Genomic DNA, 23,186 nt, shown 5'->3' on the forward strand with positions numbered 1-23,186 from the left:
ATAGCATGAACCTTGAAAATTTGTATAAAACTTTCAGAGCTTATATCTGGTTTTTGAATTGTTACATTTTATTAATTATTATTCAAATGACCTAAACTCTATATCCTCTAAGTTCTTTCACAAAAATTATAGACTTTACTTAATTTTTATTCCTTTTTTTTGTCAACTTAACTTGCTTTATATACTTAGAATATATAAACTATAAACATCAAAAAAAAATAACCAGGGAAAAAAAGGTAATGACAATTGATACAAAGAATCAAACTATTGGTTTGGTTGAATTACCTCAGTTGAAGCTGTCTGATCCAGAGGGTAACGATTTTTATTCCTTACGGAAGTTTGAACCAATTATTAGTAAGCAAATTTTAATATCAAATCTCCAAGCAGGAGGATTTAAAACTAAATTTATAAACCTTCGAGATGGAGATTATGTAGAAAATTATGGACACATAACTTGGAGAGGAATTGAGCTCAGTAAAAATTACTGTGGTGTTGATATCAAGAGCATAGACCCAGAAAGTTGTGAAATCTGGTGTATAACAGTTAATTTTACATTATATCGTGAAATAGCAATGATGCTCTTAAAGCACCTAGCAAGCAAAGGTAAAGCAGTAGTTGTAGGTGGTTCCGATCCTTTTGCTGCTCCTGAAGTTTATCTTCAAAACGGTGCAGCAGTAGTTGTTAAAGAAAAATCCGGTGCTGCAAATTGGCCGCTATTTAATTATCTCCTAGGAAAAGGTTCAAAAGAAGCACTGACTGGTGTAATTTTGGCTGATGGAACTGAGTATCGGAGACCAAGGGTTCCCCTACAACCAGAAGAGTGGCCTTTACCTTCTGTAGAAGTGGCAAGAGAATGTTTGGGAACCCAGTATTGGATGGACCCGTTTCCGGAAGAATTAAAGCCTATTGGCGCTATATTTCCTGATATGGGTTGCGATCGCCACTGTGATTTTTGTCAAACTCCCACTTACGGTACAGGATATCGCCGTATGACACCCAAAAGAGTAATGGAGTGGCTAGATGTACTCTGTGAAGCAGGAGCTAAATCAGTAGTTAGTCTCTCCGATCAATTCTTGGGGCGGACAATTTTCCCTGGTGGCCGAGAAGAAATTCTAGAAATTATGCAAGGAGTGCGAGATCGGAACTTAGCAGTTCTCTGGCCGAATGGTCTAGAACTGAGAAAAATGACCATGGGACGTGGGCATAGTGGTAAAAGAGAAGATTTAACCCCTGATGAAGAGGTTATCCAAGCAATTTACAGTTGGGATGGGCGAAAAGGAACTCTTGCCGGTTATCTTCCTGCGGAACGACCTATTTTTGGACGGGAATCTTATGCTAAGTTAGTTCCCTGGCAGCAACATAAACGAATTGTGCGGACTATTGTACAAACTGGGGTTCCTATGATTAGCTATGGGGTAATTATTGGCTTGCCGGATGATGATGAAGAGGCGTTGTTGAGACTCGAAGAGGCCTTATGGGAAGTATATCATGAAGTAAAGGCAATTAACCCATCAATCATATTTCAGGTCAGTCCCTTTGTTATTTCTCCAATATTGGGAACACCACAGGGGGAGACAATTCGTAAATCTGGTCTGCTGCGGTTTGAGGATCCAGCACTTTTTGCTGGATTCTGGACCGCAAGTGTTGATACGAAACATTTGAGTTACGAGGAAGTATCTGATTGGCAGTTTCGTTTAGCCCGGGTTGGGGATTCAAAAAACCTGCAAATTCCTCAAAGATTTAGAACTTTGTCTACAGGGGGAAAGGATAAAGTAGCAGTACCGGTATAGCAATAAGTTGTAGAGGTCTAGATTGTATTTTGCTCTCAAGAGTTGATTTATTACTCTTTTACTATTAGACCTCTCCAAAAATGCCAATTTGGCAAGAGCGGGGTAAGGGTTTGAGAGCCTTTTCTGGATATATATAGAGTTGTCGGCTTTGGTGAAAGAACGGAAACAAGGTGCAAACATCGGTAAAAAAAACTATCAAAACTTTACCCCAATACCTCCCTATAAGCTAATTCAACAGATAACTTATAAATGTCAACTAGCTGGGCTCAAAGTCATTGAAACGGATATTGTTACACCAGTAAAACTTCTGCAATTGATCTTGAGCTACTAGTTAAACATAAAATTTCTGGGGGTAAACGAGTCAAACGTGGTTTATTCAGAAGTGCAACTGGTATAGTCATTAATGACGATATCAATTGCAGTCTTCAAATTTAAGACAAGAAATTCCTAGAGGTATTTACTGCCGAGGGAATAGTGAGCTGTGCCGCACAGCCTGTATTGGTTAATCCAATATCAAGATAAAAGCTGTTAGGATTTTCTACAGTTTTTTTCGTACGGTAGATTTTATTTAACCCATAAGTAACCTGGGAGAAGCAATACATATTTCCTCACTATACTATCTGCCACAGAAATTTAAAAATCTCTGTATTGTTTTCTCTTACTACCTAACCTTAAGATCCGTTTTTGGAATTTAAGCTTTATCAAAAAGTCAATGAATCCTGAATAGACTTTTTGATCAGCTCAGTTCCTGTATTTTTGAGGAAAAATAATAAATTGACATAAATAACCGTAGATTTATCAAAACGGTCATAAACCATTAGAATAACTTTTGTCGGGTCAAAATCTCCTCAAGCTGGTTTTCATAGAAAAATTTATCTTCCCCAAAAGCAGGTTTGAGATTGTTCAACCAAGTAGCATCTGGATTAAAACTAGCAAAAAACGGTCGCTTACACCAGTCAGGGTCGCGACCTTGCAAAAACGACAATACAAAAACCTTTTCCCCAGCAATTTCAGCAACACCATCAATAGCTACTTTTCCGGGCAAAGCTGACATTAATGGACCTCTTATAGTTCTTGCTAAACCAGACACTTGTTTTACAGCCTCTCGGTAAATTTCCAAAACCCGCACCAAAGGAATTTCAAAATATTTCTTTGCACCTGTTTGTCGCTCCACAAACATATAATAAGGAATACAGCCTAAACTCACCTGCATTTGCAACATTTTTGCCCAAGTCTCAGCAGAATCATTGATATGGCGTACCACGGGCGCTTGAGTCCTAATCTGGGCCCCTGTAGAGCGAATCCGTCGAATTGCTTCAGTTGCAACTGGAGTATCCAGTTCCTGCCAATGTTCATAGTGAGCCATTATTGCTAAATGTTTCCCCCGTTTGACTATTTTTTCAAATAAGCGCAAGGTATTATCAGCATCTTCATCGGTGACATAACGATAAGGCCAGAAAGAAATTGATTTTGTCCCTATCCGAATTGTTTGGATGTGATCGAATTTAGCTTCCAGTAAAGGATCGATGTAAAGACTCAGTTGCCTTGCTTTCATAGTCATTGGATCCCCACCTGTAAATAAGACATCCCTGACTTCCTGATGTTGCTGTAAATATTGTTGAAACATTCCTGATTCACGGGTGGCAAATTTTAAACCTTCAAGCCCCACAAATTGTGGCCAGCGAAAACAGAAAGTACAATAAGCATGGCAAGTTTGCCCCGCAGTCGGAAAAACTAAAACTGTTTCGCGATACTTGTGCTGAATTCCAGGAACAGGTTCGCTATTAAAGGTAGGAACGTTGTGCTGTTTTTGTCCTGACGGATGAGGGTTTAGTTGCTGACGAATCTTGTTAGCTGCCTGTTTTAAAACAGTTTTAGGAGCATTTTCTGTTAAAAGCTGAATAATATGGTTATAGTCTTTTGACTCTAACATTTCTGGATGAGGGAAGGTCAACCGAAACATTGGATCGTTAGGAACATTATTCCAATCAATTAATTGTTCTAATATATAATTATTAGTTAGGAAGGGTAAAACCTGAGCAACAGCTTTAATACCTAGGCGATCTTGCTCGGAGAAATTACTTAATTGGGGTATAGAATCTAGATTTTTAGCCCCATAAAAACGTATTTTTAAGGATTCAATTTTGCTACTCATAAGTTTTACAGCACTTTCCTAGTTTATTAGTTATTACCATTATAACTTTTTAGCAGTTTTTAAGATAACACCATAATAAGCAAAAATGATTTATTTGAGGTTAATGCACAGGAATTTTTTAACACAATTGATGTTATAAAATGTAAGTTCTCTCAACTTATACCCAACCCATTTCTGTATCCATCGCCTTTTTGAAATTTCCCTCTAATCTTTCTAGCTTCTGAACTTATTTTGACCTTACCTCCATAATAATAGCTCTGTTTAAACCCGATGAACATATCAAATATTTAGATGATTTTAATAGCTACTCAATAAATATTACATATTATTTTTATTATAGGTGCAAAGAGATAAAATCTTAATCCCCAGTTTCTATTGTTCATCTCCATATACTATTTTCCCAAGTATAACACCAATTAATCTTTAACCAAAATACAACCTTTTCTTCCTGGCAAATATAACTCTAATTTACTAGCTTCATCTCCTCCTTGCCAGGAAATTTTACAACTACCATAAACAACTTTATTAGGTTGAGATTTAAGCTTATTAAAAATAACATTTACTTTTGCTGCTTCTATACCAATGTTAACAGCTACAATAATTTCTTCCTCTTCTAAAATACGAGCAAAAATATAAACATTTCCCTCGGCAAACAACACTTCGTAATTACCAGTGCGCAAAGCTGAATATTCTTTTCTAATAGCAATTAACTGTTTATGATATTCCAGAACTTCACGATCCCATTTTTCAGTAGTAGGAAAACTACGACGACAGTCAGGGTCAAACTTACCCGGTAAACCTACCTCATCACCATAATAAATACTTGGTGCTCCGGGAAAAGTCATTAACAACAGAGTCGCTAATTCAACACTTGCTTTATCCCCTTTAGCAATACTCAAAACTCTAGCTGTATCATGACTATCTAATAAATTGAGTTGAGTTAATTGAATTTCCCAAGGGTAAAGTTGCAGTAACTCCTGCATTTTTTGACCGTATTCAACAGCAGATATAGCCGGATAAGCTACATAGTCACGGCCTTCAATTTGCTCAAGATCCACACGATCGCCTACAGTAAAAGCAATAGTTGGACCAGTAAATAAGTAATTCATCACTCCATCAAACTGAGTACCATCCAACCATTGTGCGCAGTTACTCCAGACTTCACCCACAATATATGCTTCTGGGTTAATAGCCTTAACGCGATCGCGAAATTCTTGCCAAAACCCGGGAGTCTTCACTTCAAAAGGTACATCCAACCGCCAACCATCAATACCAAATTTTAACCAATATTCTCCAATTTCCATAATGTATTCTTTGACCTCTGGGTTGTCATGATTAAAAACAGGTAAAGCACGGTTATCTAACCAACCCACATAATTAGCAGGTAAACTACCATCGTAAGCAGACAGAGGCCAATTTTCTATTTTGAACCAATGCAACCAGGGAGAATAAGGACCGTTTTCCAGGATATCGTTAAAGAAATAAAAACCCCGGCTAGCGTGGTTGAAAACTCCATCAAGAACCACTTTAATATTGCGATCGTGAGCAGTATCTATTAATACCCTTAAAGCCTCATTACCTCCTAAAATTGGATCGACTCGATAATAGTCATGAGTATGATAGCGGTGGTTACAGGTTGACTGAAAAATTGGTGTAAAGTAAATAGCTGTGATACCAAGTTCCTGAAGATAGTCAAGTTTTTTAATGACACCCCAGAGGTTCCCTCCTTTATAACCTTGAGGAGTAGGATATTCATCCCAAGGTTCTAGACTGCTGGGATACCAACCTTTGTCTATTCCTTTTCCAGTTTCAGTCGTTGGTTGAGCTTTAGCAAAACGATCTGGAAAAATTTGGTAAAATACAGCCTGTTTAACCCATTCTGGTGTTTGAATTTGCATAAATAATTTTCTCTTTGAACAAAAACCACTACTATTTTGACAGTCAATTAATCTTATAATATTATACAATTAAAGAGAAGTCAAAAGTTAAAAGTTAGACTTGATCAGTAATTTCAGGAAATTATTTCACAGATAAGATGACTATTGTAGCCTAAGTTCATGAAATTTTATGGGAGAAATTAATATAACATTAAAATTTATGACAATTACTAGACAATCAATTTATACTTTTCCTAAAATGAAACTCATATCCTTGAAATACTTGAATAAAAACTAAGTCCCCGGAGATATATTTTATAGATAAAAGTGATAGATAAAAGTTAAAATATATGGGTTCTAAAATTGGTAAAGGAAACTGACGAAATCAATTCATAATTTATGATTACCAAACAATTGGGTCTCTATTGCCTTGCAGTCAGAAAAGTAAACTTTTCCCTTTATCCCTGCCCATCGAGGGAGTTCAACGCTTTAGCGCCCTCAGTAATTTCAGGAAATTATTTGATATCTGGATAATTAAGATAAGAGGATGTCAAATAAGTTTCACTATAGTTAATCTTTACAGAAAAATGAAAAACTAAAAATGGTGAAACCACAAAACCAGAATTTGCCATCTATTATTTATGCTGAAGTTTCTGTACGTTCTCAGAGTGGAGATTCACTTTTGAAAACATCAGAGATAATTACCAGCAAGAATGTAGAGCGGTTTTATTCAGAACCTCAGTTAGTTAATGCCACCGCAGAAAAGTTGCGTGCTGAAGGTTTTAATGTTTTCTCTGAGGGACCAATAAGTATTACTATTGCTGCCCCTCCAGAAGTTTATGAACGGGTTTTTCAGACTAATATTATTACCCAAGAAATTCCCATAATTAAAGGAGGACTTTACCCAACAAAAGCAACATTTTTATCTGTTCCCAACGCAGAAATATCAGGGTTAATAGATGCCTCTGGTAGCTCTTTAACTAACTTGATAGAAGGAGTGGCAATTAATGAACCTGTCTATAATACGGCCTCAGTTACTCCTCCAAAACCCAACTATTGGCATCTCAATGTACCAGATGATATTTGTCAAGGCATAAATGCTCATCGACTTCATGACCAAGGTATCACAGGAAGTGGTGTCAAGGTAGTCATGGTTGATACTGGCTGGTATCGTCATCCTTTTTTTGAGTCTCATGGTTATCAAGGTAAGGTGGTGCTGGATGGGGGTGCAGTTAACCCAGAATTAGATGAAAATGGTCACGGGACCGGGGAATCAGCTAATCTGTTTGCTATTGCACCAAATGTTGAGTTGACAATGGTTAAGGCTAAGTCAAAAAAATCTGCATTGGTTAATTCAGTAGGAGCATTTAAAAAAGCGGTTTCCCTAAATCCTGATATTATATCCTGTAGTTGGGGTGATGATCAAAGAGACCCTCCTCTTTCTGCTTTTGCTAAAGTAATGTCAGCGATAGTTTCAGATGCAGTAAATCGGGGAATTATTGTTGTTTTCTCCGCTGGAAATGGAGGCTGGAGTTTTCCTGGACAACATCCTGATGTGATTTCTGCTGGCGGTGTTTATATGTCTTCTGATGGCAAGTTGGAAGCTAGTGACTATGCTAGTGGGTTCAGGAGCAGAATTTTTCCCCAACGAACTGTGCCTGATGTTTGTGGTTTAGTGGGCAAACTACCACGGGCAACTTATATTATGTTGCCAGTACAGCCGGGGAGTCTGATGGATGTTACTCGTGGAGCACGAAATATTGGCTATCCTTATGGAGATGAGACTTTGCCGAAGGATGGTTGGGCTGTGTTTAGTGGTACATCTGCAGCAGCTCCTCAGTTGGCGGGTATTTGTGCTTTGATGAAGCAGGTATATCCTCAAATTTCACCCCAACAAGCTCGGGATTTTCTGAAAAAAACTGCTCGTGATATTTTTACGGGGAAAAGTAGTTTGAGTACGGGAGGAAATCAGGCAAATGCTGGCGTGGATCTGGCAACTGGGTCTGGTTTAGCTGATGCTTTTCAGGCAACAATGATGGCAGCTAAGGCTAGCGGCAAGACTATTTTAAATAGCACTCAATTAGCACAGCAACAACCAGAGAAATTTTTAGTTACAAATCAAATTCAAACAAAGGAGATTATTATGGACTGCAAACTTGGAAAATATTACGAAGAAATTCTTTGGGCTTTAGATAAAGCACTGCAAAATGTAGAAGGAGTTGAGGGTGAGTATCAGTTGGTTATTAGTCAGGCTAACTTGATTTCTCGCACACCAGCAATGAAGGCAGCATATCGTTTGAGGATGTTGCTAGAGCCAGTGTTATTATTACCAAAGGATCCAGAAGATAAGCCCCCAAAGGATAAGGAGGAACATAATAATTTATATCAATGCCTTAAGAGTGGCGTTTCAGCTGCTGAAGGTTTATTGAGTATGAAGCAATATCAGGAAACTGCGTTAAATGGTCTTGTAAAAATAATTGATTATTTAAATGCTTCATGGTGGGAATTGAAAGATAAATCAGATGTGCAGTCGCGGGCAATTAAAGCTTTAGGGGAAATTAGTAATACTAATAATATCAATAGTCGATTAATCCCTAAAACTATATTAGATGGAGGAAGATGTTACTGTGAAACGGATGAACAAGGAAACTGCTACCCGATATGCGAGGATTGAAAACAATAAATTAGCTTTAGCTATAGTCCGCATCTAAATAATCAATTATCGAAACAAGTTCCTCCAAGAAAAAATCAGGTATTTGAACTTTATCTTTTTTAGCTAAACAGCATTCATGCAAAGCTTTTAGAAAGCCTACGCTAGAATTAGGTTGACCTGATAAAGTATGTACCTGTGTCAAAAAGTCACGCCATAAATTGCCATTATCCTGGTAAGTGTCGACTAGGTAAAGACTTGCAAGATACTCAGCTAAAGGATCGAGAGAATAACGAATTTCATTTTCCTCTGGTTTAATTGTCTTAATAATACCAAGGCGATATTCCAAATATTTTAACCTGGCTTCTGGCTCATCTCCACCCAGTTGAGCCAGTTGAGCGATTACAATATCTCGTGTAGCCCTTCCTGGTTGATATTTTTGTCTGATACATTCCCAAGCAACAACTTTAGCATCACGGTGTACAGACGGATTATCCAAGTGATTCTCTGCTATATTATTTAGCCCGCTTAAATAATATAGCATAATGTCAGGAATATTACTTGGTAGATCATCTAAAATTTCATTCGTTTTAACTGCAATCATTTGTTCAGCGTAGAGTTTAGCCAACATAACAGTCATGTGACTATTACCTGCCATTGCTGAAAGCTTGCTACAGCCTTCAAAAAATTCTTGATTGTCGAATAAATCTCTTTTTCCCCGATGTACTAAGTATGTGTCCATAAAATCGGAAAGTCTATTACCTTCAATAGGCTTTAATTTGATTGTTGTTTTGTTTACACTTCCTAAGCTTTCGTCACGGCGAGATGTAACAACTAAAGCATTAACAGGAAAATCAGGTAATTCTGGTCGTATCTGATTTCTAGTGGTTTCGCTCATTTCTGAAAAGCGGTCAACAATAACTAGAAGGCGTCGCTTTCTCAGAAGCTGTTCCAACAATTCTTCAGACAAGGTATCTTCCTCATCAACTAAATCTCGTAGGGCACCACGAATTGCTTCAAGAAAAACCTTTTTTCCTTTTTTGACTTCAAAATTCAATTCTTCTTCTAGTAAAATTGGCAACATCTGGTGTTTACATAAACGTTCTTCTGGAATATTAGACATTGCCCAATGAGCTATCTGACAAGCCAAACTTGTTTTTCCTGAGCCCCCTTCTCCGTAAATAAGTATGCATTCTTTTTGTTCTGCAAAGTTTCGTTGCAAGTCTTTTCCAGTTAATTGTGAAATAGATTTTTTACCTATATCAACAGGTATTCGAATATGAACTTTTCGCTGCTCAACAGTAGGCTTCTTTTCAAATTCATGATTAGCTTTGTCAATTTTTAATTTAACCCATTCATCAAGCACCCTAGGATGGTAGTGAATATCAAACAAAAATTTTCTTAATGAAATCTTGATTCCTCCCAAAATTTCAGGCAATGGAATATCAGTGTAACGTTGTAAAAAGTTATTAATTCGCAACAACTGAATCGGATTAATCAAAAATAAAAATGAAATTGATAAAAACCATAGGAATAAAACAAATAACGGAATAGATATTGTCCGGTGAGTAGCTATTAAATTAACAATTATTTCAAATGGCAGATTTGGTGTTGTTTTTTTAATAATTGTAAGCGTATTTTTTAAATCAACTTCTAATTGATTTATTTCTTCTATTTTGGAGAATTTATCTTGATTATCCTGAAAAAACTTTAAAACTGTTTCTAAGCCACTTATAGCATCTTTCCTTTCTTGGGAAATAAGCAATGGTGCTCTGCTAGGAAGTAAATTGGCTATTTTTTTTAGAGATTCAAGGGATTTTTTCAGAACTTCTTCATCAGTTTCTTGTAAAAGATTGATCAGAGTTTCTACCGCTAGTTTAACATCTCTACCACTACTTCCTAGTGAATGAGCTGCTCCTAATCTTACCTGCCAATTATTTGTTTTGTTAGTTAGTTTTTTAAGTTTAACAAGAGTTTTATTTAACCTTTCTGAACTTTCTATTTTTTCAATAGCAGAGGCAATAGCACTAGTAGCACGAAGACGCACATCATCATCATCATAATTTTCTAAAGTATAAATTACAGCTTCAACAGTTTCTGGCTCTGTTGGCGAAATTTGCATTAGAGCATGAATGCTATAAAAAACAATAGGCTGATACTGATTTGTTTTTAATTCCTGAATCAAAGGTTTAACAGCAGCTTTAGCTTCTGAACCAATTTGACCCAAAGTTCTAGCAGCAAACCAACGACTTTTTACATCTTTTTGGTCATCTTGTAGTACCTTAGTCAAAGGTTGAACAGCTTTTTTAGCTGAAGGGCCTATTTCTCCTAAAACTTTAATAGCAGCTTGACTATCTCTTAATTGACCCCTATTTAATATTATGATTAATCCATCAATATCATTAGTTTTCTTGATTTTTTGGATTGCTTCTTTATCGTTGCTAGGGTTATCATCATTTAACTGGTCAATATATGGTTGAATATTAGGAGCGATCGCCTCTTGTGACCAAGTATTTCTATTCATCAACAAAGACAAAGAAATACCAATTAAAATAGCACACCCCAACCTAGATAAATTTAGCCTGCGATACCCCATGATTAAATTCTCCAATTTCAATTAATCCATAATTTTATATAGTCAACAATTTTATGGACATTTATTCTAACTAACTAGCTTTATAAAATTTTACTCATAATAGCTTAACGACAAAGCTCACTATCGAAATAATATTCTCAGTGAAAATATTAACTTATTTTAGGTAATAAATGCTAAATTATCTAACCCTAAATCCACATAATCTGAAAACCATGAAACTTCACTTTGTTCTTCAGTCTACTCGGAAAATATTTCTACTATATAAACTCTCGTTATGGGGATTAATCTTACCTCTAAAATATTTTCTACTTTTTTTTTCGACGCTGAATTAACAATTCCAATATCTTTCTATTATTGATTTTATCACAGTTTTAAATATTTCAATCCTACTCCAGTTAGCCGAGCTTTATCTTCACAAACAATTATTGAATCATTATTTTTTTCTAATAATTGAATAAGCTTTTGGCGATAAGAATTGAAACCACTGCTAACCCCCTTAACAATATGCTTGATTTAATAACTTTTAGCTATACAGTAAAACTTCATTCTTTCTAATTGGAAATCTAAATTAGATTTATTTGCCCAACTAGATACACAAGTATAGATAGATATACCTTGAGAATTTTGCTTGTCAGTGCTGACAATAATTGTAGCGATAAGAAGTTGAGAGGTTTTAATTTCACCTCACTTCCACATTCTCCAAGCAGTTTGGTCAGATATTCCCAAATTTTTAGCACCATCAGATAGCCTCTCATTGACAGTAAGAATATAACTATCTTTGCTCTAACTTATATAACTTTAATTTAGAATATATTTATCTATTCTAACTAAAAAGCATGACAATACAAAACCCCTGAGACTAACTCTTCTGAAAAATCAACAATACAGAAAACTTCTAATTTTTGACTTCATCAACAGCGATCATCTATCCATAACCAAAAATTAACCTGATCATATAAACACTTACATCAAGACACTAATTGTACTGAAAATATCTCAAATAATTACCAAAAATACACTATGTATAGTGCTAATACCTAAATCCTGCATATCTCAAAATACAGCAGTTCCTATCAATAGCACGGACACTCTTGCCCTTCTGAATTCAGTCACAACAATAATATAGGGGTAAATAGCCATTCCCTCCTACTTCTGACTTCTCCTATATTTACCCCCTTGTCAAGGATCCCTAACCGTTGGAAACTTAGAGTATGAGTGTTTTTGGCAGTGAGGTTTAACCGTGAAAAACGTACTAAGTATAATTCTAGGCGGTGGCGCAGGTACCCGTTTATATCCCTTAACAAAACTACGGGCCAAGCCTGCAGTGCCCCTAGCAGGAAAATATCGTTTAATAGATATTCCTATAAGTAATTGCATAAACTCAGAAATCCAGAAAATTTATGTTTTGACCCAATTTAACTCAGCTTCTCTAAACCGCCATATCACTCGTACCTATAACTTCTCAGGTTTCAGTGATGGTTTTGTCGAAGTTCTAGCAGCTCAACAAACTAAAGATAATCCAGAGTGGTTTCAAGGAACAGCAGATGCTGTCCGTAAATATATATGGTTATTCAAAGAGTGGGATATTGATTATTATCTAATTCTCTCTGGAGACCATCTCTACCGTATGGACTACCGAGACTTTGTCCAACGCCATATCGACACCAAGGCAGATATCACCCTTTCTGTCTTGCCTATTGATGAAGCACGGGCCTCCGAGTTTGGCGTCATGAAAATTGATAACTCAGGTCGAATTGTTGAATTTAGTGAAAAACCGAAAGGTAATGCCCTTAAAGCTATGGCAGTTGATACTTCTATTTTAGGAGTCAGTCCAGAAATAGCTACAAAACAACCTTATATTGCTTCTATGGGAATTTATGTATTTAATAAAGATGCAATGATCAAACTTATAGAAGATTCAGAGGATACAGATTTTGGTAAGGAAATTTTACCCAAGTCGGCTCAATCTTATAATCTTCAAGCCTACCCATTCCAAGGTTACTGGGAAGACATCGGAACCATCAAATCATTTTATGAAGCTAATTTGGCTTTGACTCAACAGCCTCAGCCACCCTTTAGCTTTTATGATGAACAAGCCCCTATCTATACCCGCTCTCGTTATTTACCTCCGAGCAAACTTTTGGACTGTGAGATTACAGAGTCAATTGTGGGAGAAGGTTGTATTCTTAAAAAATGTCGGATTGACCATTGTGTCTTAGGAGTGCGATCGCGTATAGAAGCTAATTGTATAATTCAAGATTCTCTGCTAATGGGTTCAGATTTCTATGAATCTCCTACAGAACGTCGATATGGCCTAAAAAAAGGTTCTGTACCTTTGGGTATTGGTGCTGAAACGAAAATTCGTGGAGCAATTATTGACAAAAATGCCCGCATTGGTTGTAATGTCCAAATAATCAATAAGGACAATGTAGAAGAAGCCCAACGTGAGGAGGAAGGGTTTATCATTCGCAGTGGTATTGTTGTTGTTTTGAAAAATGCTACTATTCCCGATGGTACAGTGATTTAGTAAATGTTGTTAGTATTAGTAGTTCAGTTGATTAGTAGTTATGACTAAATACTACTAATCACTAAATACTAATTACTAATTTATGACCAGAATAATTATTTTGATTAGAATACCAGCTAGTGGTAAATCCACTCTAGCCATGAAAATAGTTTCTAGATATTCTCAGTATCAACTAATTTTTACTAATGCTATCTGTGCTAAATTATTTAGTGACCGAGCAATTCAGGAGCTTTGGTTAAAAGCTTGGCAGCAATAACAGCAACAGTCTCACCAAGCTGTCAGCAAAACATCTCTAGCCATATATAATGCTACTAATACAGAATGTCGGGGACTCAAATAACTTATTAATCTTGCTAGAGAAAATGGATTTAGCCACATACCTGGTTTATTGCTTGACAAATGATTAAAATTATGCATATAAAAGAATAAATAACGACAGCGCCAAGTATCAGAAGAAGTAATAATGAAAATGTAGCGCTAGTTAACAGATACTTCTCCAATTTGTGACAAAGGGTGGGATAAAATTCAACGAATTACTAGGAATTACAAAATCTAAATAACATTGATTTCTAAATATTTCTCATGATTTCTCATTATTTATTAGGAAAAAAAGATTTCTACTTAGACTAAATTAAACATATCTATTACTAACTGTTTAGTCATAAATGATTTCAAATTGGGGAAACAAAAAAGTTGATTACTAATAACTAAAAATTTGGGTACGGCAATTGCTATTAGTCTTTCAGGAAAAACCGAACTTAGCTAAATGTTAATCTTATGATAAATTTAATAATGAAGGAAATCAACTTTAATATTGACTATAGTGTATTATTTACCAATATCAAAGGATAGTTTTTACCATAACATAAAAAGTCTTGAGGGGATAGTAGAGAAAAGTATCGTCAACCTCGATCTGAGGCTTAAAACATACTCATATCTGAGAAAGCATAACTATTAAACCGTAATAATCGATATTTAACCACTACCTATTTAGGGCGCTGAGGTTAGTACATCCCTAAATTTAAACTTACTCAGAAATTACTTTTCAATTTTAACTGATCCATAGGGCTATACATATTACCCAAGTAAACTATTATAATGCTATTAATATAGTATTTACAAATTAGAAAATTTTATTTTTTTTACTACTAAAAACTATCTTATTATCTTCCATTTTTTCTAAAAATCACTACAGATATTACCTTAAACATTTAACTTTATGTTCATCTCTCAAATGTCAACTTCAACTCATTACTAAAATAAAAAAAATCATATATTAACATTAAGTAACTACTCAAAATATAAGATAAGGATGAGAATAAATGGCGAAAACTGATTTTAAAGACTATTACTCAATTCTAGGCTTAACCAAAAGTGCTAGTGCAGAAGAAATAAAAAAAGCTTACCGGAAGTTAGCTCGTAAGTATCACCCAGATATGAAGCCTGGCGATCGCAAAGCAGAAGCTCGTTTCAAAGAAGTTAATGAAGCTTATGAAGTTTTATCAGACTCAGAAAAACGCCAAAAATATGATCAATTTGGTCAATACTGGAAACAGGTAGGCTCTAGTGGTAGTGGATGGCCTGGTGGGAATAGTGGTAGAAATGTAGATTTTAGTGAATTTGACTTTAGTCAGTATGCCTCCTTTGAAGATTTTATCAATGCTTTATTAGGACGTGGTGGTAACCCTGGTAGTAGTAATAGCGGTAGAAGAAAAAATAATAGCTACAAAACAAATACAAGTTGGCCAGATGGATTTAATAATGGGTATTATAATCCTTCTAGTTTTAATAATCCCAATTGGGCAACCTCCCTAAATTTAGAAGCTGAAATTACCCTGACTTTTGCAGAAGCTTTTCGGGGAACACAAAAACGTATCGGTAGTGGAGAAGTTTCAATTCCCCCTGGAGTAAAATCAGGAAGTAAGATCAGAGTTAAGGGTAAAGGTAAACTAGACCAATATACTCAACAAAAAGGAGATTTGTATTTAAAAGTAGAAATTCAGTCTCATTCTTTCTACCAGTTTGAGGGAGATAATTTACTTTGTGAAGTGCCAATAACTCCCGATGAAGCCGTATTAGGCACATCTATTAAAGTACCAACTCCTGATGGGATGGTTAATGTTAATATTCCTGCAGGTATTCGTTCTGGTCAGTCTTTGCGGTTACGGGGTAAAGGATGGCCTAAACCTAAATCAGAGGAACGTACTGACCAATTAGTAAGAATTATTATTACTGCTCCCAAAAATATTAGTTCTTTAGAAAGAGAATGTTATGAGAAAATAACAGCTAATCGTACATTTGATCCTCGTAGTCATTTAAAAAATGTATCTCTTTAGTTAAGAGGGTATCTGTAAATAAAATATTAAATCATGGTGTAGTTCGGGTAATTTTGTACGCTTCCCCGGTTAGACTTGATAATATCTAAGATTCCTTATAACCTACTGAAGCGTAAGTTTTTAGCAGACCTTAAGACTTATTTTATAGATACCATTAAAGTTAATAGTTTCAAACCACTTTCAAGTCAAAAGTCAATTGTAGGACTTTTGACATTCTCTTTAAAAAATCTATCCTTTTTAAGGTTATTGTATGGAAAAAAATAATAAAATACGTCAAAGTTTAACGATTAGTATAACCGTAATATTAAACATATTATTATCTAGTCCTGCTCAAGCAGAATCATTTGAAAACTTATTAAAAACTTCATTAACTCCAGCAGAGGTAGAAATACATAATATAATGGGAGATGAAAAAGCATCAGAATTAGCTCGTGATGCTTGTAAAAGTTTTGAAAAAGGTACTTCTGTAGAACAAGTTGCCAGCCAAGCAGCCATATCACTACTTCAGTTAAATTTCACACAAGAACAATTAAAAACAGCAGCTCATTATACAGGTAAGGTGATAGCTAAAGGTGTAAATTCTTTTTGCCCAAAACATAATTTAAAGTTACAAGAACTGAAACTATAGCGCTACGTGCAAATAAAAAGTTAAAAGTAATTTTTAACCCTGGTATTATGTGTTTAAATACTTCTCTAAAGGAAGCGAACTATTCATGTAGCTGAAGTTTTCATACCGACAACAGCCAAAAACGCAAACGAGATTGAAGCTAAGTCCATCAAAAATATATTATCATCATTTTCTTAGGAAGTCAGAATAGTTGTAGCCCGTAAACGAGCCACACAAAAAATATTAGGAATTAATTAGTAGAAAAAATTCCCCGTTCTCGGAGTTGCTGCATAAAATATTCTTCCAGACTAAACCTTTCTATATTCATAGTAATTAGTGTAGCTTTCATTAATCCCAAACTAACTAAAAATTCTTGGGGGTCTCCCTGTAAATGACCATGCCAAAAATTATTCTCAAATTCTAAATCTGGTATCCATTGTTTAAGTATCTCAAAATTACCATTTCTACCTTTAACATAACAGCAAGATTCATCTGTACTTAATATTTCTTCCATTGTACGGATACAAATTAATTCTCCTTCCGCAAGAATAGCTATTCTATCACAAATTTTCTCCACATCTGATAAAACATGACTGTTAAAAAAAATAGTCTTTCCAAGTTTATTAAGGGAAACAATAATTTCTCTAATTTGATAACGACCCATTGGATCTAAACCTGACATAGGCTCATCTAAAAAGACTAATTCTGGGTCATTAATCAAAGCTTGCGCCATGCCAACTCTTTGCAACATCCCTTTAGAATATTGACGTAGTTGCTTTCTAATAGCTGTTGATCTGGATAACCCAACTAGGTCAAGTAACTCTGAAATTCTTTGCTTTTGTATTGATTTAGATATTTTAAATAATCCTGCTACAAACTCGAGGAATTCCCATCCAGTTAAATAGTCATAAAAATAAGGATTTTCTGGTAAGTAGCCAATTTTTGCTTTAACTGAGCGATCGCCTATTGGTTGCCCCAACAAAAATCCCGATCCAGAGGTAGGGCGTACAATTCCTAGTAAAGTTTTGAGTAGAGTGGTTTTACCTGCACCATTCTGTCCCAAAAGTCCAAAAGTTTCCCCTTGATAAACTGTTAAATTACAGTTTTTAAGAGACTCTATTTTTTGATTCATCCAAAAGCCAGTGCGGTATAATTTACTTAGATTAGTAGTTTCTATGACTGGCAATTTTTCTTGTATCTTTGGTTCTGTAGGAAAATTGACAGCAGGTTCCATAAAAGTTCAGCTTGGGTCTAAAATTTATTATTAATTATAATAAACTGATTAGTTAGATATTAGCTAGGAGGAATAGCTCAAAGGATTCACTCAGGGAGAAAATGATCCAAGATCAGACCCTAAAATAAACAAAACCTTAAGCCCTTATTACGTTAGTTAGACGGGCTTATAACTCCAATTTTTCCTGAGCAATATATGCCCTAGCCCAGCAAATAGCAAGATTTTTTTTGGGGGAAGATTTACTTTATAAGCCCTTTCTAAGTAGAATAAACTTACTGAAGAAGATTGATGCAATCAAAAAAAATTGCAAGTTTATTAAGTAACTCTAAATCAAATAATTCAAGCTACAAGTATATCAATCGGTTTTTGGACTTGAATTGCAGGTGATAATAAACTTATGTCCGTGTTAAAGTAATCTAAATAGTGACAGAAAAAAAATTAATTATTAACTATAGTTTTGCTAAAACTAGTTGATTTTTATTTTTATTTACGGGTAATGGGATACCAATTCTATTTTTAGATTGTCCAAAATCTTGTCGCTTTTTGGGAAGAGGAAATAGATAATTGACAATGGACAATAATTTTAGAGTGAATTTTTAGTTTTTTAATTTTTACAACCGTTTGATTGGGTTGCTATATGTTAAGGAAGTAAGTTAAGTAAGCAAAAAATCCCAATTTTTTCAGGACAAAAATCAAAACATTATGCTGATAATTTTAACAAGAATAGTATTTTGTGCACTATTAATTTGTATAGTTAAATCACTTTGGGACAATTCAAGTGGCGATAAGAAAAACTTAATTTCTAAGTTGTTACTGGTATTTTCAGTTATTTTATTAATGCTGGCATTTTATGCCCCAGATAGTCCTGTGGGGGCTGCAGTTTTCAGGTTTCTGGCTTTTGCATTTAAACCACTTGGTTTTTCAATTATATTGTTGGTTTATGCAACTACTCTAATATCTGGTGGAGGCATAAAAAATCCGGCACCAGCACTGATTATTACGGCATTAATAGTTATGATAATTTCTAGTGCACCAGTATTTGCTGTATGGTCAGCTCAACAAGTAGAAGAAGATGCAATAGAGATTGTTTCTGTTTCAGCTTGTTGTGATGAAAAAGCAGATGCAATTGTATTATTAGGTCAAGGAACAACTCAACCAATAGTACCTGATAGAATACAAATTCAGCTAACTAAAACTGCGGAGCGAATTACATATGCTGCTGAGTTATATAAAAAGGGTTTAGCTCCTTATATTATTGTTAGTGCTGGTCCAAGAATTGGAGAAGATATTAATACAATTGAAGCTGAAGATATTACAAGAGTTTTAGTTTTATTAAATGTTCCAAGAACTGCTATTATTATCGAACCTCATAGCTCGACGGTTTATGAAAGTGCTATCGAAACTCGTGAAATACTAAATGAAAGAGGTTTAGATCCTACAGTTATTCTTGTTAGTTCTGCTATCCAAATTCGTCGTGCTAGTTTAACTTTTACTGACATAGGTATGAAGGTTATTCCGGCTCCTACAGATTTTAACACTGTTAATCCTTATGAAAACTCTTCCTATCGTTTTGTACTAGCAGATTTTTTTCCTAATACAGAAGCTATTTCATTAACTACTGAAGTTTGGGAAGAATATTTGGCATTATTTTATTACTTCTTGCGTGGTTGGTTAGCCCCCAGTTTCTAAATTACCACCATGTAACTACTGGTTTTTGCTTTTAGTTAAAAGCTTTATTGAATTATTGAATTAAACTCTGCCCGATCGGGCGGGGTATTATTATCCAAGACTAAATTATACTACAAAAGCCGGGTAATATACCATTTCTCAAAAAAAAAAATTTAACGCGGGCTTTTGAGCAGAGAACTCACTCCTAACCTTCAAGATAAACCCATCTAATTTGCTCATTCCTCCTGTATGTAGTTTTTTTTAAGTTGAATAAATACTATATGTAGAAATTTGCGAGTCAATAAATGCAATAAGCTCAAGTTTATTGATAATTTATCCCGGTTTATTGACAATATACCTTTGGCCTACACCTAAACCTGACCGTGTAAGGAAAATTACCCCGACCGGGCCCTGGTATAGTAACGACATTTAAAAATTAACACCATTCGATGGCATTCATTGTGCAGAAAGGTTATTACCTTTGTGTTAATTACTTAAATTTCTGAAGTTTGACAAAAAATTAGTATTAATTATTTGCGGTCAATTTAATCATTTCAACTAAGAATTGAATAAATGATGATAATTTAAAATTATCATCAGTTTTTTGGGGAATAAAAAATTAACTGTTTTCCGATTTATTCAGCAAAACCTAATTAATTTATATATCTCCAAAATACTGATATTGGAATAGTTTTATAAGGGATTCATAACTTTTTGAAGTATATGTATAAATGAAAAATTTACTGTCAACCAATATCAATATTCTTCAAAATACATTTTTACTGGCTCATAATTATTAGAAGATTTAGCAGTTGAATTATTGGGAGAATTAGTAGGTAATGGTTCTGGTGATTGTTCGCTTGTATTCTCTACACTAGATGAGATTAAAAAATTAACAATAAAGATAATACCTAAAATTATAATTGACAAAGAAATCACAAAATCTTGTCCAGGAGGTGGTTGTTTATTTGGAGGTGGTGGTGAAGGAGGAACAGGTTTAACCTTAATAGTGCCATCGTCTTCTAATGTAAGAGAAAAACGTTTACTCATATTTGTTAATCCTAATTGCGACAAATATTATAGTCAATATATTAAGATAATTGTAGTAATATTTTGAAATTAACTTGAGACAAGATTATTTAGTATTGATACATTTACTCGTTACTTGATACATATTATTTTGATTGAAAACTAACTACCAATGTATATTAAATTGAAAATCAAGCTTGTGTCTATTGAACTATTTACAATTATAACATTATCTAAAATATAACATTACTACTACTAATATGACTCAATCTTCTCAACTACGATTCCAAAAATTAGCCTCCTACTTACGTCCTCATTGGCGAAAGTCTTTCTTAGGAATTCTCTCCCTGCTAATAGTCAATGGCTTAGGAATATATATTCCTAAATTAATCAGTCAAGCTATAGATGATTTGGAAGTAGCAACTCAATTTAATGAATTCTTATACTATGTGGTGACAATTGTAGTTTTTGCTTCCATTATGTGGGTAATTAGAATACTCTCTCGCATTCTCATCTTTGGAGTAGGGCGACAAGTAGAATTTGACCTTAAACAAAAGATTTTTAATCGACTTTTAAAATTAGAACCATCCTACTTTAGTAATAATACAATTGGAGATTTAATTAATCGCGCTACAAGTGACGTTGATAATATCCGTAGACTATTAGGTTTTGCAGTCTTAAGTATTTTTAATACAATTTTTGCTTATGGTTTAACCATACCAGTTATGCTTTCTATTGATGTGCGATTAACTATATTAGCAATTTCTGTTTATCCTATTATGCTAATAATGGTACAAATATTTAGTCATAAACTGCAAAGCCAACAATTAGCTGTGCAAGAAGAACTTTCTAGTATGAGTGATTTAATTCAAGAGGATATAAATGGTATTTCTCTAATCAAAATATATGCTCAAGAAGAAAATGAAATCCGAGCTTTTGGTGAATATAATAAACGACTTTTAAATTGTAATTTAGACTTAGCAAGAACTCGTAATACTATTTTTCCTATCCTCATTAGTTTAGCAAGTTCAAGCTTATTAATATTATTAGTTAATGGTTCAAGTTACTTGGAAGCTGGTAGATTAACAGTTGGTAATTTTGTAGCTTTGATTCTTTATGTTGAGCGTTTAGTTTTCCCGACTGCATTATTAGGTTTTACAATTACTGCTTATCAAAGAGGAGAAGTAAGTATTGACCGCATAGAAGCTATTCTCACAGTTGAACCAAAAATTCAAGACTATAAATTACCTCTAGCTTTTCCACAAGTAGTAAAAGGTTCGATAAAAAGTCAAGGATTAACATATACTTATCCAGGCAGTCAAACACCGGCTTTAGAGAATATTAATTTTTTGATTAAACCAGGAGAAACTATTGCTATTGTTGGATCTGTTGGTGCAGGTAAATCAACTTTAGCAAATATATTACCTCGGCTTTTAAATATTGATGTTGACCAATTATTTATAGATGGTTGTGATGTGACTAAACTAAAATTAGAAGATTTACGCAAGGCGATCGCTTATGTTCCCCAAGAAAGTTTTTTGTTTAGTACAACTATTAAAAATAATATCTGTTATGGAGATCCATTAAAAGAACAAAAAGAAATAGAATTTGCTGCTAAACAAGCACAAATTCATACAGAAATTATGAATTTTTCCCAACAATATGAAACGATAGTCGGAGAAAAAGGGATTACTTTATCAGGGGGACAAAGACAAAGAACGGCATTAGCAAGAGCTTTATTAGTTGATGCACCAATATTGATTTTAGATGATGCACTTTCTAGTGTAGATAATCAGACAGCAACTAATATTTTGCAAAATTTATCAACAGGAACTCAAAAGAAAACTGTAATTTTTATTTCTCATCAAATGTCTGCTGCGGCTACTACTGATAGAATTTTGGTGATGGATAAAGGAAAAATTGTGCAAGTAGGAAATCATGCAGAATTAGTAAATAAACCAGGTTTATATCAGTTACTTTGGGAAGAACAAAAGCTAAAACAATTATTAGAATAGGAGGTATTTCAATTATCAGTTATTAGCTTTCCAAAAACTTATTTAGGTAAAACTTGAGTCAAAAATTAAAGGTCAAGAGAATAATGTTAAGACTCCATTTAGTTAATGTTTAAAATAGACTAGATAATATTTTCATCAACCTATGAGATACGGTGCTATAGTCTGTTACAGATAAGTCTACTTCCATCAAATTAAATATAAATTTCGGAAATAAATCATAAGGGTTTGTCGTCGAGGCTAATTACGCCCAAGCTATTCAGGGAGACCATTTATTTAATAGCCACATCACTGTAAGTATTCACATAAGTATTCACCTTCTCCCCTCTCCCAGTTTTCTGTTGGCTTACCCACTACTCTATTGCTTCAGCACTGAGTCAAAGTATTAGACTCCCTTAGTGCTTTAGGTAAGGATCTATCCATAAGATTAGTTCCTAACCCGGTACTTGGACTTAGATTTTGCTGCAGGTTTTGCTTTCAATGCACTATGATTTTTGTTCTATTTTCTTTCTTTGTAACGCAAAGCTATCCTTACAAGGTCTTAAAGCTATTACTACCAAAGTCAATATATGGCAGAAATTGCAGTCTTTTCTTCAGTTTGATCCTGAGCTATACTGTTAAGAGGAGCTAAACTAACTAGTACAATAAATACAGCCAGAGCCAGTAATTAATTGCTTCATTTTGAATTTATTGAATTGAACGGGG

13 protein-coding genes are annotated in these 23,186 nt (G+C 34.5%); 8 read left to right on the forward strand and 5 right to left on the reverse strand.

Translation table 11 applies throughout. The features are described 5' to 3' along the window. Positions 1-239: 239 nt before the first annotated feature. Positions 240-1,790, forward strand: coding sequence for a radical SAM protein (locus TERY_RS21190; RefSeq protein WP_011613704.1), 1,551 nt, complete (start codon positions 240-242; stop codon positions 1,788-1,790). 817 nt (positions 1,791-2,607) lie between these two features. Here TERY_RS21190 and TERY_RS21200 read toward each other — a convergent pair. Both TERY_RS21200 and TERY_RS21205 read right to left on the reverse strand, forming a co-directional pair. Then, positions 2,608-3,945: a lysine 2,3-aminomutase gene (locus tag TERY_RS21200; RefSeq protein ID WP_011613705.1), complete on the reverse strand. Its 1,338-nt coding sequence runs from the start codon at positions 3,943-3,945 to the stop codon at positions 2,608-2,610. Positions 3,946-4,361: 416 nt separating this feature from the next. Beyond that, positions 4,362-5,843 (reverse strand): glycoside hydrolase family 13 protein, encoded by a 1,482-nt coding sequence (locus TERY_RS21205; protein ID WP_011613706.1) that lies wholly within the window; start codon positions 5,841-5,843, stop codon positions 4,362-4,364. A gap of 580 nt (positions 5,844-6,423) precedes the next feature. Between TERY_RS21205 and TERY_RS21210 the strand changes: the two genes are divergently transcribed. Then, positions 6,424-8,496 carry a S8 family serine peptidase gene (locus tag TERY_RS21210; protein WP_011613707.1) on the forward strand — a complete coding sequence of 691 codons (2,073 nt, stop codon included), beginning with the start codon at positions 6,424-6,426 and terminating at the stop codon, positions 8,494-8,496. 16 nt (positions 8,497-8,512) lie between these two features. Here the strand turns inward: TERY_RS21210 and TERY_RS21215 are convergent, their stop codons facing one another. After that, positions 8,513-11,068, reverse strand: coding sequence for a HEAT repeat domain-containing protein (locus tag TERY_RS21215; RefSeq protein WP_011613708.1), 2,556 nt, complete (start codon positions 11,066-11,068; stop codon positions 8,513-8,515). 1,240 nt (positions 11,069-12,308) lie between these two features. On the opposite strand from TERY_RS21215, the gene TERY_RS21225 reads away from it, so the two are divergent. From TERY_RS21225 to TERY_RS21240, 4 genes are all read left to right on the forward strand, one after another. Continuing rightward, positions 12,309-13,595, forward strand: a complete 1,287-nt coding sequence (locus tag TERY_RS21225) for a glucose-1-phosphate adenylyltransferase (protein ID WP_011613709.1) — start codon at positions 12,309-12,311, stop codon at positions 13,593-13,595. Positions 13,596-13,677: 82 nt separating this feature from the next. Continuing rightward, positions 13,678-13,851 carry a hypothetical protein gene (locus TERY_RS33790; RefSeq protein ID WP_011613710.1) on the forward strand — a complete coding sequence of 58 codons (174 nt, stop codon included), beginning with the start codon at positions 13,678-13,680 and terminating at the stop codon, positions 13,849-13,851. A gap of 1,066 nt (positions 13,852-14,917) precedes the next feature. Further along, on the forward strand, positions 14,918-15,931 hold the full coding sequence (locus TERY_RS21235) for a DnaJ C-terminal domain-containing protein (protein WP_011613711.1): 1,014 nt from the start codon (positions 14,918-14,920) through the stop codon (positions 15,929-15,931). 250 nt (positions 15,932-16,181) lie between these two features. Further along, complete coding sequence (locus TERY_RS21240; protein WP_011613712.1) at positions 16,182-16,559, forward strand: DUF732 domain-containing protein; 378 nt, start codon at positions 16,182-16,184, stop codon at positions 16,557-16,559. Between the two features lie 229 nt (positions 16,560-16,788). Here TERY_RS21240 and TERY_RS21245 read toward each other — a convergent pair whose 3' ends face one another. Then, positions 16,789-17,772 (reverse strand): ATP-binding cassette domain-containing protein, encoded by a 984-nt coding sequence (locus TERY_RS21245; protein WP_011613713.1) that lies wholly within the window; start codon positions 17,770-17,772, stop codon positions 16,789-16,791. Between the two features lie 702 nt (positions 17,773-18,474). Between TERY_RS21245 and TERY_RS21250 the strand changes: the two genes are divergently transcribed. Further along, positions 18,475-19,461: a YdcF family protein gene (locus tag TERY_RS21250; protein ID WP_044136984.1), complete on the forward strand. Its 987-nt coding sequence runs from the start codon at positions 18,475-18,477 to the stop codon at positions 19,459-19,461. Positions 19,462-20,196: 735 nt separating this feature from the next. On the opposite strand, the gene TERY_RS21255 is transcribed toward TERY_RS21250, so the two are convergent. Beyond that, the gene (locus TERY_RS21255; protein ID WP_011613715.1) at positions 20,197-20,490 is read right to left on the reverse strand and encodes a hypothetical protein; all 294 of its coding nucleotides are present in this window, start codon (positions 20,488-20,490) and stop codon (positions 20,197-20,199) included. Positions 20,491-20,729: 239 nt separating this feature from the next. On the opposite strand from TERY_RS21255, the gene TERY_RS21260 reads away from it, so the two are divergent. Continuing rightward, the gene (locus TERY_RS21260) at positions 20,730-22,484 is read left to right on the forward strand and encodes an ABC transporter transmembrane domain-containing protein (RefSeq protein WP_011613716.1); all 1,755 of its coding nucleotides are present in this window, start codon (positions 20,730-20,732) and stop codon (positions 22,482-22,484) included. Positions 22,485-23,186 lie beyond the last annotated feature (702 nt).

Origin of the sequence: Trichodesmium erythraeum IMS101, assembly GCF_000014265.1 — a bacterium.
GTDB lineage: Bacteria > Cyanobacteriota > Cyanobacteriia > Cyanobacteriales > Microcoleaceae > Trichodesmium > Trichodesmium erythraeum.

What these genes read in the sequence shown, in the direction of transcription:
- TERY_RS21190 (WP_011613704.1), top strand. Translation starts at nt 240, where the DNA reads ATGACAATTGATACAAAGAATCAAACTATTGGTTTGGTTGAATTACCT.
- TERY_RS21200 (WP_011613705.1), bottom strand. Translation starts at nt 3,945, where the DNA reads ATGAGTAGCAAAATTGAATCCTTAAAAATACGTTTTTATGGGGCTAAA.
- TERY_RS21205 (WP_011613706.1), bottom strand. Translation starts at nt 5,843, where the DNA reads ATGCAAATTCAAACACCAGAATGGGTTAAACAGGCTGTATTTTACCAA.
- TERY_RS21210 (WP_011613707.1), top strand. Translation starts at nt 6,424, where the DNA reads ATGGTGAAACCACAAAACCAGAATTTGCCATCTATTATTTATGCTGAA.
- TERY_RS21215 (WP_011613708.1), bottom strand. Translation starts at nt 11,068, where the DNA reads ATGGGGTATCGCAGGCTAAATTTATCTAGGTTGGGGTGTGCTATTTTA.
- TERY_RS33790 (WP_011613710.1), top strand. Translation starts at nt 13,678, where the DNA reads ATGACCAGAATAATTATTTTGATTAGAATACCAGCTAGTGGTAAATCC.
- TERY_RS21235 (WP_011613711.1), top strand. Translation starts at nt 14,918, where the DNA reads ATGGCGAAAACTGATTTTAAAGACTATTACTCAATTCTAGGCTTAACC.
- TERY_RS21240 (WP_011613712.1), top strand. Translation starts at nt 16,182, where the DNA reads ATGGAAAAAAATAATAAAATACGTCAAAGTTTAACGATTAGTATAACC.
- TERY_RS21245 (WP_011613713.1), bottom strand. Translation starts at nt 17,772, where the DNA reads ATGGAACCTGCTGTCAATTTTCCTACAGAACCAAAGATACAAGAAAAA.
- TERY_RS21250 (WP_044136984.1), top strand. Translation starts at nt 18,475, where the DNA reads ATGCTGATAATTTTAACAAGAATAGTATTTTGTGCACTATTAATTTGT.
- TERY_RS21255 (WP_011613715.1), bottom strand. Translation starts at nt 20,490, where the DNA reads ATGAGTAAACGTTTTTCTCTTACATTAGAAGACGATGGCACTATTAAG.
- TERY_RS21260 (WP_011613716.1), top strand. Translation starts at nt 20,730, where the DNA reads ATGACTCAATCTTCTCAACTACGATTCCAAAAATTAGCCTCCTACTTA.